Genomic DNA, 16833 nt, shown 5'->3' on the forward strand with positions numbered 1-16833 from the left:
TCCGACGCCGAACCGATCGGGATCGTCGCGAAGTCGATGGCGATGCCCTGCACGCCTCCCGCCGGCACGCCGAACGACGCATGAGGCAGGATGTCATACAGCTTCGCATCGTAGGCGATCTGGTTCACGGTCAGGGGAACCGTGCCGGAGTTGCTGACGACGATCAGCGGATGGCGCACACGGAACTTCTTGATGACCGACGTGTCGCCAGCGACGCCTGGATTGACGACCGTGACGTTCGCCTCCGCAGCGGTCGCCAGGTCCGTCGATGGGATCTCCGCCGTCAGTTCCGTGATGGATACCCACGTCGTGGGTCTGTCGCTGCCGTTCCACTGAACGACGGCATCGGCGTTGAACTTGTCGCCGCTGAGCGTCAGCGTAACGCTCGAAGCGCCAGCCACGACGTGGACCGGGCTGATGCTGCTGAGAACCGGAATGATGCGCGTGCCGGTGACGCTGAACGTCGCGACGTGGCTTCCAACGCTCATCTGGACGCGGTTGAGCCCTGGCGTCGCGCCGAGGGTCAGGTTCGCGACCACCTCGCCGTCCGCGTTCGAGATGGCGGAGCTCTCGGCGAGCGTTCCGCCGCCCTCGATGACGGCAAACGCGACTTCGGCACCTTCGACCGGGTCGCCGAAGTAGTTCTGGACGCGCGCGATGAACGGATGCGCGCTGCCTACCGGCGCGCTTGCGCCGTCGCCGCTCAGCTTGGCGATAGCGTAGGGGCTCGTTGGCGACGTCGGGAAGTTCTGGACGCGCGCGAGCTGTTCAGGCGTCATGCCTCCGAGCGCGTCGCCCAGGAGCGCTTCCAGCTCCATCGCGATGGAGACGCCCTCGTCGCCGCTATTCCGCTGCGCCGAGTAATGGAGGATCGACACGGTTTCGCCAGCCGGGATATCAACGACGTACTCGTAGATGATGTCGTCGTAGTCTCGGCTCGCCGCCGATGGACGGATCAAGCCGCCGTCTCCGGCAATGACGAACGCGACGGCAGGATCGCCCTCGGGCGGCGGACCGTATGGATCATCGCTGACATACCAGTTGTCATCGGCGTCGAAAATGTCATCACCGGACGAGGTTTCGAGGAATGTCTCGTCGCCGTCGGAGCCGAGGTTCGACTCGATCTTGATCGTGACCGTCACCGGTTCCTCGTTGGGATTGTGGATGTCCTCGAAGAACCGGGCGAATGCCGACGCTCGAGGGATGTAGATACGCCGCGTCACCTCGACCGCCGGGGAGACCTCGCCACCCATGAGGGCGGGACCCAGAACGAGCTGCCGCCCGGCGGCTTCCATGCGGCCGGTGCTCTGTCCTGGGAACCAGTCGAACGACCGGGTACCGCTGGTGTCGGTCGTCAGATAGAGCCCGCCGTCGAATGCGTCGGATGTGCCATCAGAGATGTCGCCATCGCTCTGGATGTCCCACTGGAACCCCTGCGAGTCCTCCAGCGTCAAGCCGTCGGAGATGTTCACGATGCTGAAAACGAGGAAGGACACGGGATTGCCCGGACCCGCCGCCAACGGCACGCCGCCGGAGGCTTGGATCGTCACTTCACCTTCGGCGCCGCCGAGCATGGTGAACTGCGCGCGACCCGCAACGGCGGTCACGGTTCCCAGCGCCGTCGTGCCGGACGCATCGGACCTCGTGAACGTGATGGGCGTCGTGTTGTCGCCGACGACGCGCAAGCCGTCCGCGTCCTGGATGATCGCCGTGAACGTCCGTGAAGCCTCCGGTCGCAGCGTCGCAGTGCCGCCGTAGAGCGCGATCTGCGTCGCGGGCCCGGAAGTCGCGTTGATCGACCAGTTGATGACCGCGTTCCGCTCGGCGTCCGACATGTCAACGAGAGCGTCCGGCGGCGTCAGGTTCGCCAGGGAGATCGCGGCGGCTTCGGCGGCATCGACGCTCGAACGCTGCGCGCCGAAGTGCATGATGATCCGTTGCTGCCCAGCAGGGACGGTGAAGTCATACTGGTACTGGATGCGGTAGTCGCCGTAGTACTCGGCGTAGGACGGGCGGATGGCTCCGCCGTCGCCCGCTGTGACGACCGCCGTCGCCGGGTAGTAGAAGTCGTGCTGAGCGATCCAGTTGTCTTCGGTGTCGAAGAGGTTGTCACCCGAGGACGTGCGGACGGTCGATGTGCCTTCGCCGCCACTGTACGAGCGAATGTAGGCGGTCGCCTCGATATCCGATGTCCACGTGTTGTTGTAGATCTCGAGGTAGCGGATGAATCCATCTGTCGGCGAGACATAGACCTTGCGGGTGATCTCCAGTCCATCGCCTGCCTCGCTGGCAGTGATCACCTGGGGCCCAATCTCGACCTGACGCCCCGCCAGAGACGCCAGAGCCGTCGTACGGTTCGGGAAGCCGTAGCCGTTCGTCTGGAGCCAGAAGCCCCAACTGAACGCGGAGTCCGTGCCTTCGACCTCGCCGTCCTGCTGGATGGTCCAGTCCCACGAGAGGCCGTCTCGGAGCGCGTACGGCAGGGGTACGGTCGGCGACACGCTGAACGACACCGGGTTCCCGAACCCCGGCGCCAATCCGTCCGCTGATGCGCCGATGACGACGGGCCCCAGCGCCCCGCCGGTGATCGTCAGCGTCGCTCTACCTTCGACGACCGTGACGGGCCCTAACCCGTTGACGGTACCGGCGCCTTCGTCGAGCGCGTTCAACTGCTCGAACGTGACGACCGTCGAGTTGTCCTCGCGGAGGCGATGGCCCGCCGCGTCGGTGATCGACGCGATGAGCGTGCGCGGTGCGTCGGGGTTCAGGAAGCTCGCGGCGCCGGAGAGCGTCACGAGCGCCGCTGGGCCCGCAGGCGTGGCGTCCAGGTCGTTGAAGAGCGCCACAACGTCGAGCGCCGTCGGACCGAACACCGTGTAGTGGGAGAAGGACTTCGTCGCGCCGGGAGCGATGCTGCCGACGTCGAACGCCACGTGGACCGTGTCGTCGCCGCTGGCGCCATTCGGATCGTTAGGGGCGGACAGAACGACGTCGGGATCGTTGGTCGAACCCGTCACGCCCGTCTCGAACGCCACGACCTGAAACGCAACCGCGTCGCTCAGTCCCAGCGCGCCGAAGCCCACGGTCCCGTGGCTCGTCGTCTCCGCCGTGACGAGCTTGCCCTGCGGGACGAGCTGGACATCGTTGAGCGTGTTGTAGCCAGCGCCGACGTTGGCGCCCTGGTCGGGGTCGCCGTAGCGCATGTACTTGACCGTCCGCGCGACGCTACTCGTGTTCGTCACGTACACGTCGAAGCGGATGACCTGCCCGGCGATGTCGAACGCGATCACCTGTTCGACTCTGATGCCTGTCGCAGCGATGGGGTTCGACAGGTAGTGAGCTCTGAGGGTCGTTCCGGCGCTGGTATCCGTGAGGGTGCCGACGATGCCGACCGACGGAGACGTCTGCGCGTAGACCGTGCCATCGATCTTGATGGTCCACCCTTCGACGGGGGAACCGGGATAGAAGAAGTCGGCGGCGCCGAACGTGCCAGTGCCGGTCGGATCGAACCGTACGCTGTTCGATGTCGCTGAGTCGAACAGCGATCCGCCGCCGTTCACGCCCACTCTGAGGTAATTCCCGTTCAGGAGGAGGGCGTGGACCGGTGAGAGGAACGCAAAGAGCGCCACAGCGGACGCCGCGAACAACATTCTGAGTCGTGTAACACGCTTCATCCGCTGCTCCTAACTCGCCGCGAGCAACGCTCGATCCGCCTCTATGTGCCGGGACCGCCCTCGTGGGAGAAGGGCGAGCATCAGACCATCGTCCCGCTGCCAACAGTCGATGTCATATCCCAGGCTGTCACCGATTCACTCCACAATGGGCTGCTGTGCATGCGGACGCATCCCATGCCTGGCATTTTACACCGAGACAACGCCGTGCCCAAGCGGAAGGTTCAGATTGGCAGCACGATCCGTCTCCTGCGTATCCGTGACCCATCGGCACGGGCGTGTTTGCGCACTCGGCGGCATGCCCGCGATGTGGTACAATCGGGCAGAGAACCTCGCGTGGTCGGAGCCACATCGCTAAGGAACCGTCGATGTCGCGACTCGCGGTTCGTAGGCTGGCGCGTGTCGCTGCCGTCGTGTTCGGCGCAGCGCTCGTGGCCGTTTGTCAGGCGCTCTCAACGCGGCCGTCGCTGTCGCCTCGCGCCGCCGACGTCTCGTCGGCGATGCCGGGTATCTCCCCTCGACCTATGGCTGCGGCAAGATCGGCTGGTATGCGAGCGCCCCGGGTCACCATCGGCGATGTCGAGATCCCGGACGCTCCACGCCGCGCTGTCGTGACGACCGATGTGTCCGACTTCGGGTCCCTGGAGCCGCCAGCCATGGGCCCCCCGATCTGGTCTCGGAGCCGTCCTGACTTCGACGGCGTCCGCGCCGAGCCCGACGCGAGGGAGTTGGCGTCATACACCATGCGGAGACAGCCAGCCCCTGCTGCGCGGTACGAACCCCCCGAACCTGCAGGGTCTGCCACCGAGTATCTGCTGTCCGACATCCGGCTGACCGACGCCCAGCGGCGGGTTCTCCGTGAAGCGATCCGTCGGTACGAAGCCGCGGATGCATCGCTGCGCGGTCGCTTGCTTGCCGTCGTCAGTCGCTACTCGAAAGCACCCCCGACCACAGCGCCCGACGCTGCCCAGTGGCGCGAAATGCTCGGCGAACTGCGGGCGATTCTCGAGGACCAGCATCGCCTGGTGCTTCACGCACGCCAGGATTTCCGCGCCCGCCTGACGCCTCTCCAGTGGCAGCGATTCGACAACTGGATGCGGTCGAGACCCTGGATGCCCTTCCACAGGATGAGCGAGCTCGCCGCGCCCGGCGGCGAGTCATCGACCGAGGAGATACGATGATGGCTAAGAGAACCGACCTCGAAGAGCCCTCACGGCGGGTTCCCACGTGGTCGCGACGCGATTTCCTCGCTGTCACGGCAGGCGCCGGACTCGTCGGAATCGCCGCATGCGGCAAGCCCAAGACGGTGAACCCGGTGCAGCAGATAGCGGAAGGATTCGCCAACGGCGAAACCACGGTCGTGCCAGCGGCGACCCTGGAACCTCTGAACGGCGCCGACGGCAGCGTCGTCGTGCCTGCGGCCGGAACCGCACCGTCACTGGTCGTATCGCGGCGCGATGGCAAGGTGCAGGCGTTCTTGAACCTGTGCACGCACGCGGCATGTCCGTTGGTAGCAGGATCAGACGGGACGATCCGCTGCCACCAGGACTGCGGCCATGGATCGGTCTACTCCGCCGAGGGCGAGGTGGTGCGCGGTCCTTCACTGCGCCCGCTGTTCCGTCTGCAGTCGTCCTCGGAAGACGGCGGCGCGCTGAAGGTCAAGCTCAAGATCGCCAACGGCTAGAACTCGCCACTCAGCGAGATGCGTTGAGTGTCACCGAGCTCCGGATGCGTCAGGAAGGCGTAGTCGGCGTGAAGCCGGAAGCCTCGGAGCGGGACGGCGATGCCCGTCCCTGCCGTCAATGAACCCGCGTCTCCACCGACTCGCAGGCTCAGCGTGCGAACCAGCGTGCACTCCGCGCCGAGGTGGAACCGAGACGACCGGTCCGTTTCGCGGCGAACCGGCGTGCCCAGACCGACGTCCGCCGCGAGCGTCGTCTGCACGCTCGGCGGCAGCCTCGGAACGATCCAGGACGCGCCAAGCCGGGCGCTGCCCTCTCGCACGAACGTCGGGCGAGTGGTCGTGTTCCACTTCACCCGCGTTCCGGCGATGTCGTACAGGGCGAGACCCACGCGCACGCGCGGGTGCGCCGTGTAGAGTGCGCCGGCATCCACGCCGAAGCCGGACCCCGTGTGGACGTAGAGCGACTGTCGTACGATCTTGACGGTTCCCCCGACGGAGAGCTTGGGGCTGATCGCGCGGGCATAGGAGACGAGCCCCGCGTCGTCCGCGTTCGAGAAGGCGTCAGCCACGACCGGCGTGTCGACGTAGAGTTCGCCGGGGTCCTTCTTGCCGTTCAGGTTCGTGTCGCGGTACGTGCCCAGCACGCCGTCGCCGTTGACGTCCTCGAACGTCGTCCGCGGGATATCATCGACGCCCATGCGAATCCACGTGACGGCGACCTTCGCCCCTCCCTCGAACGGGAAGACGCCGCTGACCGACGTGTACTGCGCCAGTCCACGCGAGAAGAGCGAATCCGTGCCGGACTGGAACGCATCCGCTCGCTGCGAGGCGAAGGCGCGCGATGGTATCTGGACGAGTCCGGCGGGATTCCAGTAGCCTGCGGTCGCGTCTTCGGCGACGGCGACGTAGGCGCCGCCCATCGCGACGGCGCGCGCGCCCAGTCCCATCGAGAGGAAGTCGAGCGCGTAGGAGCCCTCCTCGGCGACAGCGGCAGACGCTACGGAGAGCGCGGCGAGCGTCGCCAACATCCATCGGAGATGTCGGGCGGCGGGGCTGTCGATTCCACGGCTCGTGCGATGGGTCACGGTGCTTCCCTATCCGGGGGCGAAGTCATAGGTACGGGTCTGCAGGATGACGCTGAGAGCGCTCCAGAACGCGCCGACGCAGTATTCGCCGAGAATGACGCCGAAGAAGAACGATGTCGCCTTGCGATTCGCCTGCATCCCACCGAACCGGAGCACGACGAGCTTCAGAAATGAGCTGATGACCAGACACGACCAGAAGTACTCAACGCCGAAGGTCATCGAGATGGCATAGCCCGCCGGATGGAAGGGCCACCACATGAACTTCATGCGCATATACATCAGCAGGAAGGTGAACGCCATCCCGCCCGCCATCGCGATACTCGCGGGCATGTTCGGATCGAGCGGGTTCTGGAAGTGCCCCGCGACCCACGAGTACTGCCCGATGTGCCCCACGAACGGCTGAGCGCGCGCGTATCCGAGGCGGTACATCTCGCTCACGCCTGCCCACCACGACGCGAGCGACCCTAGCACCAGCGCGATGCCCATCGCCAGCACGAGCCGCTTTGTGTTCATCCGGGCGCGTTCCGCCAGCTTCAAGCCCTCCAACTGGTGCGGCATGATGTGTTCCCGGTAGCCGCGCCCACTGAAGAACCAGAACAGCGGCACGACGCCGAGATTCGGGAAGCCGAACCCGCGCGAGCCGAACAGGTTGATGAGGAACTGCTGTCCGTTCACCATGCCAGCCATCTCGTGCCCAGGGGGTCCGAACTCGGCGCGGACCCGTGTGATCGCCGTCGAGAGGGCGAAGAAGAAGGCGAAGAAACCGACGACGATCCAGAACGTCATCCCGGCGTGGAGGCAGAAGTAGAGGATGTACGCGGCGCTGAGCCCGAGGATGATCGCCGCCGTCCGGTAGCGGATCGGTTCGCCGGAGTCGTCCATCGGTTGGACACCCAGCAGATGGCGGGCGACCGCGCCGAGGTGTCGCCGTGTCAACCACATCGCCGACAGGAACACCGCCAGCCACGCGCCGATGGACTGCTCGCTCAGGTACGGGAACCCCGGCAGCTTCCATCCCGATGCCGACGCAAACACTTCCTGCATCTTCTTGAACACGAAGAAGAACCACATCGAGAACGACAGGTCGAGCGGCAGGAGGTATCCGAGTCCGATGACGAACGGATACAGAGGGAGCGTCACGCTGCCCATCGCCGACCAGGGTTTCTCGGTGAACACGAGATGGCGAGAGTCGTGTCTTACGGCGAGTCCCGGTACGAAGGGGAAGAACGTGTGGAGCCCGTTGAGGATGTCGAGCGCTGCGGCGGCGAAGAAGCCGTACCACAACACGCGGTTCCTGAAAAACTCTGACGAGCCGCCCCGCTCCGTGATGGCGAGCGGGAGCTGAATGATGGGATAGGCGAGCTTCTCGTGTTCCGTCCACTGCTTGCGGACGATGACGTTGATGCACACCATCGCCATACCCAGCGCGGTGATGAAGCTCGTCCACCAGAGCGTCACGCGCAGCCACGGTCGGAACACGCGCCACGTGTAGAAGTCGCCGAGGGCGTCGCCGTCGTAGAAGCCGTTGAGGATCTTGAGCTCGGGATCGAACACGACGAGGTGCTGCGGGATGTAGCGGAAGAAGAGCTCCGCCCACTGGTTCTCGGGCGTGGCGAACTTGAACGCGTGCGGGATCGCCGGGATCGTCAGTGCGAGCGAGTCGTGTCCGGCGAGACCCGACGCAATGGAGAGCATCACGTAAATGGTGATGAGCTCGCCCTGGGTCAGAGCCCAACGCGGCCGAACTCGCTGAACGGCGAGGTTGATGACGATCAGCGCGAAGACGTTGAGGACGACGTTCCAGAAGAGGGAGATGGTGGTCGGGTGACCGGAGTGCCACATCCCCTCGACTTCGAGGACCCAGAAGACGTTCGGGATGATCAGCACGCCGCCGAGAGCGATGGCTCTCCACGAGACGCCGCTGGCGCGGCGGTCATCCCGCCCCTTCATCGGATGGCGTCTCCTCGTGTCACCGTCGATACCGGGCGGGAGCTGGAAGCTAACGCGCCACTTCCCACACGAGGTGGCGGATCTCCTGTAGGATCAGCTTGTCCATCGCCAGACGAACGGCGTTCGTGGACCCAGGGATGGAGAAGATAACCGTATCGCGCGCCACGCCTGCCGTTGCGCGGGACATGATCGCGCCGGAGCCGATCTCCGCGTAGCTGAGATACCGGAAGACCTCGCCGAAGCCGGGAAGCTCCTTGTCGAGGCAGGCGCGGACGACGTCATACGTCGTGTCGCGTTTGGCGATGCCCGTTCCGCCGCTGAACACGACCGCGTGGCATTCGTCGTCTGCGAGCAACTCGGCTAGGAGGCTGCGAATCTCATCCGGTTCGTCCCGCACGATGCGGTACGCGTGGACGCGGTGTCCCGCGTCGGAGAGAGCCGCTTGGATGGCTTTGCCGCTGGTGTCGGTCTCCGGAGTGCGCGTGTCGCTGACCGTGATGACCGCGCAGGAGACCGGGCGATCCGTGGACGCCTTGCGATGAGCTTGGTACCCCATGCCTGCCTAGCGCTTCTCGCGATGGATCACGTGCTTGCGCAGGTGCTTGGCGTACTTCATCAGTTCGAGGCGCTCGGGGTGCAGCCGTCGGTTCTTCTTCGTTACGTAGGTGGACTTCCCGTCCTCGGAGACGAGTCGGACGATCTCACGCATCGGGCTTCCTTTCGGATCGCGGTCGGCTCCGCGCGGGACTCGCGTGCCGCCGTACGCCGCACGCGCCAACGTATTCTATCGGCTGGCGGATTGCCTCGTCAAGATGCGCTTCGCGCCGCGCCTGAGCTATCATCGGGTACGGCTGGCAGACCGCCGGTGACCGCGCTCTGGTCGCTCGATGCCGTAACCCGTGTCAGAGCGCGCGCGTATCCGGGGTATCCACGTCGGGCGACGATCTACACAGGAATCCATTCGCAGCCTTCCGGGCGGAACCTTCCATGAATTGGCGCGAACTGCAGTTCGCTCTGTCGCGCACCCAGCCGCGTACTGTCCGCGTCCGTCTGCGCCCCGACCGACCGTGGTACCACTCGACGACGTTCCATGCGGGCGTGTTCTCGTCGGCGCTCCATATCGGGCTCGTGCTGATGCTGTCTGCCTCGGCGATCAACTGGAGCCAGCCCATCGAAGCGCGCCGGAAACCCTTGTTCGATGGGGCGATCCAAGTGGCGTTCGTCTCGCCGCGCGATGTGCGCCGTGCGGCGCGTCAGGAAGCGCCCGCCGCGCCGAAGCCCGTCGCCGCCAAGAAAGAGGCTCCGGCTCCGAAGCCGCGCGTCAAGAAGCCCGTCGCGACGCCCAAGCCGAAACCGACCAAGGCTCCGACGGCGAAACCTGCGCCACTACCGGCGCGCGAGCTGCCCAAGCCGGTCGCGTTCGAGGCTCCTCCTCGCGTAGCGACCGCCGCGCAGGTCAGACCCAGCCCAACCGACGCGCTACCGGCGCTCCAGCGGGTAGTTCCAGACCTGCCAGAGCCGACGTCAGCCACCGTCGCGTTTGTGTCGGAGCTGTCGCCGCAGCCATCGCGGGCGGTGGAAGCCCCGCCGCAGCCGTCGAATGAGTCTGGGGGTTCCCCCAATGGGACGGGTGAGATCGCCTATGCAGCCCCGGCGAACGACGGCACGCCGTCCGGTCAGCGACGCGCGCAGATCGGCAAGGCGCTCAAGGGCATCGCGGAAGCCGTCGCCGACGGTTCGGGACCCCATGCGGTCGATATCGTGTTCCTGCTGGACAGTAGCGGCAGCATGGATAACAACATCCACGCCGTCGCAGACAACCTCGCCGCGATGATGGACTACCTGCAGCGCAAGGGCTACGACGCCACGTTCGGAGTCGTCAAGTTCAAAGTTTCGACGATCCGTATCTTCCCGCAGTCGCGGGACGCGGCGCGCCTCAAGCGGCTGTTGGAGAGCTTCCAAGTGGGCGGCGACGAGCGCGCGCTGGACGCCATCGACAAGGCGGTGAAGAAGGTGCGCTTCCGCAACAACGTCGAGCGGCGGCTCGTCTTGGTCACCGACGAACCCCTTACCGGAGCCTCGACGCTCGACGCGACCATCGGTCTTGCCCGGCAGTCCGGCATCGTGGTCGACGTGATCGGTCTTGGCACGGAGCAACATCGGTCGCTCGCCCGGCGCACGGGCGGCGAGTGGTATGGCATTCCCGGCGAGGACTGACCCCACACCTAGTCACCTACTACTGGTCACCTACTAGACGTAGTTCAACCCGTACCACAGGGCGGGTAAGGGGAACGCGCGGGCATACGCCGATCCCAGCTCTCCCTCCGATGGAGCAGGCGTCCGGCGCTCTTCGAGCGTCCCAAAGAGGAAGTGCGCCGCGCACCCCTTGTCGCGGAGCGTGAACCGCTCCCCTCCCAGAGCGACGACGGGCGACGCGCCGTCGCGGAACGACAGCCGCGCCGTCGTCTGGGTTCCCAGGAACTCGCTCAGATAGGGCTTCATCCGTTCGGCGAGCTGGGCGAAGTTGACGATCAGATACGTGCCCGACGTGTGGCTGGATCGCATTTCGAGTCCATACTCGCCGACGATGGCTGCCCACATCCGAGACCATCCCGGGATGAACCATCGCACCGACGCGAGCTCGCGCTCCCGGACGATGATCCCGAACGCCGAGAACAGGGCGCGGCGGTCGCCTGCGTACTCCGAAACCCACGGCGACGCGTCTCGCGTGCCCGGTTCTGCCAGGACGAAGTACGCGTAGGCGGCGTGGGCTCGCTCGACGATCCAGAAGTTCGATAGCCGGTTCATCACCCATCCGCAGTCGAGAGAGCGCTGCCAGGTGTCCGGCGGTCTGAACCAGTGCACAGGTTCGGCTCGGTGCATGGCTCCCAGCAGGTCGATGTCGCCCAGCGTCGCCCGACGGAGCGAGAACCCGTCGGCGGGGATGCCCTGAGCGGCGTCGCGAGTCAGTTCCGTCCACGCGCCGGGTCCCACGCCTCGACAACCTGCGAGCCGGTAGAGCTTGCGGTCGCCGGAGACCATCATCAGATCGACGCCCTGTTCGCGCGCGACGCGGCCGGCATCCTCGAAGCACGCGGTCGCGTGTCCCTTGCCTCGATACTCTGGGTCGGTTCCGACGCCGCCGATGCAGGCGACGCGGATGCGGTTCCCGAAGATCGCCGCGTCCTGTATCGTCATCCCGACGTGCGAGACGATCTTGCCGTCTTCCTCGGAGATGCGGCAGTTGCGCAGGTTCCCATCGTGGAAGAGCTGCGGATACTCGTCCATCAGGTTGGGTCGGAAGACCTTGCCGACCAGGGCGCGAAGTTCTTCGCGGTCTTCGGGGCGGGCACCACGGGGCGTGACCGACATTGAAACCTCCTCTTCCGACCTGCCGCCGCCATCCCGGCGGGTTCGCACATCATTGCACGAACGACGGGCGCTCACCGCGCGCGAGCGCTTCGCATAGGTCTGCGGCGCGCAAGACATCGCTCAGCGATACGACTTCACACGGCGAGTGCGTGTACCGCGCCGGGATCGAGACCGCTGCGCTCGGTATCCCCAATGAAGGCAGGTAGGTTCCGTCCGTGACGACGCCGACGACCACTTCGCGCTGAGTCTCGATGCCTTGCGACGCCGCCGCGCTCTCGATCCACTCGACGAGCCGTTCCGGGACGAGCAGCCCGTTCAGCGATCCTCTGCCGTGGAAATCCATGATCTTGACGGCGGGGCCCGCTCCGAGACGGATCGAGTTGCGTCCGATCAGGTCGGGCGTGTCGGCGGCGGGCGTAATGTCGAGACCCACGGCGACCTCCGGCTTCGCGTCCGTGACGGCAGGGATCAGACCACGTAGGTGGAACTCCTCCTGAACATTCGCCAACAGGGCGACCGGGAGACGCGGCGGATCGTCCGAGAACCGACGGGCGAGCTCGGCGAGCACCCAGCAGCCAACCCGGTTGTCGAGCGCCTTGCTGGAGACCCGGCTCGACCCGAGCTCGCGGAAGTTCGGGGCGAACGCCGCGAAGGTTCCGATCCCGACGCCGAGAGCCGCGACTGCTTCCGCCGATTCGGCTCCGATGTCGAGGTACCAATCCTCGACCGGCGGAACCGTGAACTGCTCGGAGGGCGAAGCCAGGTGGTGCGACTGCAGACCCACGACACCCTCGACGACGCCCCCGCGCGCCAGCAGCGAGACCGGCGACCCCAACGCCGAGCGCCTGCCGACGCCGCCGAGTCGTTCGACGCGCAGGAACCCATCGGCGGTCACCGTTCGGACGACGAAGCCGATCTCGTCCATGTGGGCATGGAACAGGATGGCAGCGCCGTCGCCGCCGAACCGTGCTGTGACGTTCCCCAGCCAGTCGACGCACGGATCGGCTCCGGCGGAAGCGAACAGATGCCGCATCCGCTCGACCATCGCCCCTTCCCGTCCGGCAGGAGCCGCCGTCTCGCAGAGCGCGCGAAGGAGTTCGAGCTGAGCAGGATTCATGGATCTACTCGCGGTCGGGCTCGTACACGGACACCTTGAGGACACGCATGGCGTCGTATGCCATGTCGTACCGCTGTTGCCTAGCGCGATGGAGCCGATGGGCGTTCATGTCGGGCTGGAACCGCTTGCCGGTGCGCGTCATCGCTTCGGCGGCGTCCGCCATCGACTCGTATTCTCCGTAGGCGACGGCGGCGAGCATGGCGGCTCCGAGTGCGCCGGTCTCGACCTCATCGACCACCTGCACGGGCAGACCCGTGACATCGGCGCGAATTTGGCTCCAGAGATCGCTCCTCGCGCCGCCGCCGCTGACGACCAATTCGCTTGGACACACGCTGCCGTAGAGCCCAGCGAGCGTCACCAGTTGGGAGACGCCGTATGCCACGCCCTCCAACGCCGCATGGGCGAGGTGGTTCCGCCCGTGGTTGCGCCGCAGGTTGATCCATGAGCCGGTCGCGTCGGCGTCCCAGATGGGGCTCCGCTCGCCGTCCAGGTATGGGATGAACATGGGGTTCGACGCGTCCGTCTCGACGGTGCTCGCGAGCCCGAGCAACTCGTCGAAGGACGACAGTCCGAGCGTCTCCTTCGCCCACGCGAGCGCGTCGGCGCCGCAGTTCGTCAGTCCGTAGACCACGCTCGACTTGCGGTCGAACGGGAGCGCCAGGAGCCCGTCGTGGCGTCTGGGCTCAGTCGTCACACGCACGCCCACGATCTCCGACGTGCCTGCGTAGTCGAATGCCGCGCCCGGTCGGTACACGCCGGTGGCGAGCATACTGCAGAAGGCGTCTACCCACCCCAGCGACACGGGCACGCCGATCCGCAGCCCGGTTGCTTCGTATGCCTCGTGAGTGACGTACCCTGCGTTCCTGAACGGCGGCGCGATTCTCGGAATATGGCTCGGACGGATGCCCAGGTCCGCCGCGTAGTCCGGATCCGCGACGCCCGTTCCAACGTGGACGAGTCCCAGCATCGACTGCACGTCGGAGCAGACTTCGCCGCAGAGCTGCAGAGCGATGTAGTCTTTCGTCTGGGCGATCCAGCGGACGCGGGCAGCGACCTCGGGCTGGCGCGTCATCACCCAACGAACCTTGCAAGCGGGCATCGACGGGGCGAACGGCACGCGAGCCCCGGCGAGCGACTGCGTCGCCGTCTCGTCGTACTTCTGGGTCAGGTATTCGGCTTCGTCGACGGCGCGGGCATCCTGCCACGTGATCGCAGGACGCGCCGGCTTGCCCTCGGCGTCGAGGAACACGGTCGAGAAATGACCGGACACGCCGACGGCATTGATGTCGCCCGGCGCGATGCCGTCGGCGCGCACATCCTCCCAACACGCGAGGAACGAGCGCCACCAGTCCTCCGGGTCCTGCTCCGCCCACCCAGGGTGCTCGCGGCGCACCGGGCAGCCCGCCGACGCCAGGGCCAGGCGCTTACCGTCCGAGCCGAACACGCCGACCTTCGTCGCCGTCGTGCCGATGTCGATGCCTAAGAAGAGCTTCGGCATGGGTTCGGTAGGCTCACGCGCCCGTGAAATCGCTAGAGTGCACGTCCGCGCGGAACCGGAGCACGATCCCCTTTGCCGGGAACGGCACGGGCGCGTGGTGCGTGAGCAGCAAACAGCTAGGGAACCAGAACTCGCCGCGCGGGTCGGGGTTGCCCGGATCGTCGTAGACGGAGAGCCCGGCGCGTCCTTCGCCGACCTTGCCGGAGAAATCGAGGCAGTCGGCGGGGTGCGCCTCCCGGCTCGCCGGGTCTTCGGCGCGGTCCGATGTGATGACCTTGCCGTCCGCTAGGATGCTCGGAGCCGGACGCGCCGAGAAGTGGAACGGCGCTTCGACGCCCTCTTTGAGCCAGAGGATGTGGCTCTCCCAGTCGATCCGGCGCAGATCACCATGCGTCGAGAACCGCACGTTGCGCACTTCCTCGGCGATGGGCTCGCCTTCGCCGTTCGCGTAGAGCAGCCATTCCTCGAACCGGTCGTCTTCGATGGCTGAGAACCGGACGTGGTGCATCGCGCCGCACCGACCGTAGGGCGGTTCGTCCCAGTCGGACCAGATGTTCGTCGCGCCGTTGTGACCATGGAGCCCATACGCCAGGTACAAGCCCTGCTGATGCGGGTGATCGCCCGTTCCGGCTCCCCGCACGACGCTGCCCTCGCGGGCGTTGAGGGGCCAGATGTAGGGCCTTCGCGCCCCGAGGAACCGGTAGGAGCAGAAGAGCTCGTCGCCAAGCGTGACGTGAAGCTGGTCGTAGGTGGCTCGAATGCCGAACGCTGACATGTCGCAGTCTCCCTCGACGGAACATCTATCCCGGCAGACGATAGCCCTCGTCCGCCGACTGCGCAACAGCTTTGGGGACGACGCCGTGGGCGGCGTCGGTGACATCGAGCATCACGTTGGTCGGGGCGATCCATCGAGCTCGACGTTCCACGATTCGGGATAGGCGCTCGGTTCCCAGCGATGCCCGGTCGCCCATCGGGTCGATGTCGCGCAGACGCACGCCGCCGGAGCCGTCGGGCTCCACCAGGTCGATCCGCCGGTCGCGCAGCTTGACGCGGAACAGATCGCCCGTCTTGATATAGAGGATGCCGCCTCCCTGCGCGGCTTCCGGCGTGACATGCCCGACGGCGGCTCCGTACGTGACGCCGGAATACCGCCCATCGCTGATCAGCACCACGAGCGGCGACAGCGACCGGTTCGCGTTGATGTGCTGCGCTGGCGTGAACATCTCCGGCATCCCGAACGCGACGGGTCCCTGCCCGCTGACGATGATGAGGAGCTTCAGCGTGCGCGCCGCTACCATCGCGTCGTAGAGGCCGTCGTAGGGCTCGCTATCGATGGGGCCTGTATGACCGTTCGCCCGCGCCAGGAAGCGCAGGTCACCGTCTGCGAACGCCCGGTCGTCGCGGAGTCGCGCGAGCAGGCGCACGTCCAGCAGCGCTTCGACGACGTCCTCCTCGTTCTCGAAGTAGACCCCGAGGAAGAGCTTCTCGTCGAACTCGTCGATCTGCGCCGTCGGCATGCCGCTGATCTTGACGACCGCCGTCTCGAAGAAGTTGCCCTCCAGCACGTCGATGCCGCTGAACGCCCGCCGGGGCTTCGACAGGATGATGGGGTTCTCCGCCACGCCGTCCGCCGACAGGCCGGAAGTGTCCGACAGACGGTCGCGCCAGGTGGAACCCGTGACGGTCGGCGCGTCCAGGTGCATCGGCACGCCGTTGTTCACGAGCTCATAGACGACGGTCTCCATGCCGCGCACGCTGCCATCGCAGCACTGCTGCGCCAGCGCGAAGATATCGCGTCCCGACGTGAGCGAGTAGTCGAACAGATCGGGAACCGGCACGGCGCGGCGGATCGCGTCGTAGTCGGACAGGCTGAAATCGACCCCAGCGTGGAGCATCGCCGCGACGATGTGCATGATGAGGTTCGTCGAGCCGCCCGTCGTCGCGTGGACACGCACGCAGTTCTCGATGTTCGCCCGCACCATCGACGCGACGCCGTACTCCAGGTCGTTGCAGAACCCGAACAGCGCGTCGATCGCTTGGTTCACGCGCTCCTGCGATGGCGGTTCCGTGAGCAGCTCGACGGCGGGATGGACGAGTCCCAGCGCGCTGACGACGTGTCGCGAGGAGTTCCCCGTTCCGTTGAACGCGCAGATGCCGCCCTTCTCGTCGCAGGTGTTCACGGCGAGGTACTTCTCGAGGTGCTTGTGATACGCCTCGGAGATCATCCCCTCTTGGGTCATCCTCTCGAAGATGCCCTGGAACGCCTGATTCGACGAGCACTGGAGGATGTAGCGGCAGGCTTCTCGCAGTTCCTCCGCGAGGTGTGGATGCCCGGCGGACTCGGCGCGCACGGCGAGGGCGTCGAGCTCATCGCGCAGGTCGTCGGGAATCGAGCCGCCGCGGAGGACGTGAGCTGGGGCGAACGTCGCGAACACGGGAGCCTCACCCCGTCGCCG

General features: G+C 66.2%; 13 protein-coding genes. 3 read left to right on the plus strand and 10 right to left on the minus strand.

The window, feature by feature from the left end:
• On the minus strand, positions 1-3674 hold a 3674-nt coding region (locus FJZ36_12940), incomplete at its 3' end, for a hypothetical protein (protein ID MBM3215811.1).
• A gap of 365 nt (positions 3675-4039) precedes the next feature.
• Between FJZ36_12940 and FJZ36_12945 the strand changes: the two genes are divergently transcribed.
• Positions 4040-4852 carry a hypothetical protein gene (locus FJZ36_12945; GenBank protein MBM3215812.1) on the plus strand — a complete coding sequence of 271 codons (813 nt, stop codon included), beginning with the start codon at positions 4040-4042 and terminating at the stop codon, positions 4850-4852.
• Positions 4849-5355 carry a Rieske 2Fe-2S domain-containing protein gene (locus FJZ36_12950; GenBank protein MBM3215813.1) on the plus strand — a complete coding sequence of 169 codons (507 nt, stop codon included), beginning with the start codon at positions 4849-4851 and terminating at the stop codon, positions 5353-5355. The genes FJZ36_12945 and FJZ36_12950 overlap by 4 nt, the downstream gene beginning before the upstream one ends.
• Here FJZ36_12950 and FJZ36_12955 read toward each other — a convergent pair.
• Genes FJZ36_12955 through rpmG form a run of 4 tightly spaced genes read right to left on the minus strand, consistent with a single transcriptional unit; the run spans position 5352 to position 9099 of the window.
• A complete protein-coding gene (locus tag FJZ36_12955; protein MBM3215814.1) occupies positions 5352-6440 on the minus strand; it encodes a hypothetical protein in 1089 nt (362 codons plus the stop codon). The two genes, FJZ36_12950 and FJZ36_12955, sit on opposite strands and share 4 nt — an antisense overlap.
• A gap of 9 nt (positions 6441-6449) precedes the next feature.
• The gene (locus tag FJZ36_12960; protein MBM3215815.1) at positions 6450-8390 is read right to left on the minus strand and encodes a hypothetical protein; all 1941 of its coding nucleotides are present in this window, start codon (positions 8388-8390) and stop codon (positions 6450-6452) included.
• Between the two features lie 49 nt (positions 8391-8439).
• The gene (locus tag FJZ36_12965) at positions 8440-8946 is read right to left on the minus strand and encodes a molybdenum cofactor biosynthesis protein MoaB (GenBank protein MBM3215816.1); all 507 of its coding nucleotides are present in this window, start codon (positions 8944-8946) and stop codon (positions 8440-8442) included.
• A 6-nt stretch (positions 8947-8952) separates the two neighbouring features.
• Positions 8953-9099, minus strand: a complete 147-nt coding sequence (gene rpmG / locus FJZ36_12970) for a 50S ribosomal protein L33 (protein ID MBM3215817.1) — start codon at positions 9097-9099, stop codon at positions 8953-8955.
• Positions 9100-9377: 278 nt separating this feature from the next.
• On the opposite strand from rpmG, the gene FJZ36_12975 reads away from it, so the two are divergent.
• A complete protein-coding gene (locus FJZ36_12975; protein MBM3215818.1) occupies positions 9378-10607 on the plus strand; it encodes a VWA domain-containing protein in 1230 nt (409 codons plus the stop codon).
• A 33-nt stretch (positions 10608-10640) separates the two neighbouring features.
• Here FJZ36_12975 and FJZ36_12980 read toward each other — a convergent pair whose 3' ends face one another.
• The 5 genes from FJZ36_12980 to FJZ36_13000 all read right to left on the minus strand — a co-directional run.
• Complete coding sequence (locus FJZ36_12980; GenBank protein ID MBM3215819.1) at positions 10641-11879, minus strand: GNAT family N-acetyltransferase; 1239 nt, start codon at positions 11877-11879, stop codon at positions 10641-10643.
• Positions 11812-12879, minus strand: a complete 1068-nt coding sequence (locus FJZ36_12985; GenBank protein ID MBM3215820.1) for a M42 family metallopeptidase — start codon at positions 12877-12879, stop codon at positions 11812-11814. The genes FJZ36_12980 and FJZ36_12985 overlap by 68 nt, the downstream gene beginning before the upstream one ends.
• 4 nt (positions 12880-12883) lie before the next feature.
• Positions 12884-14377 carry a hypothetical protein gene (locus FJZ36_12990; protein MBM3215821.1) on the minus strand — a complete coding sequence of 498 codons (1494 nt, stop codon included), beginning with the start codon at positions 14375-14377 and terminating at the stop codon, positions 12884-12886.
• A gap of 13 nt (positions 14378-14390) precedes the next feature.
• Entirely contained in the window at positions 14391-15257 is an 867-nt protein-coding gene (locus FJZ36_12995) for a hypothetical protein (GenBank protein MBM3215822.1), read from the minus strand.
• Positions 15178-16833: dihydroxy-acid dehydratase (locus tag FJZ36_13000; protein ID MBM3215823.1), on the minus strand; the 1656-nt coding region annotated here is incomplete at its 5' end. The genes FJZ36_13000 and FJZ36_12995, both read right to left, overlap by 80 nt.

The sequence above is a fragment of the Candidatus Poribacteria bacterium genome (assembly GCA_016866785.1).
GTDB lineage: Bacteria > Poribacteria > WGA-4E.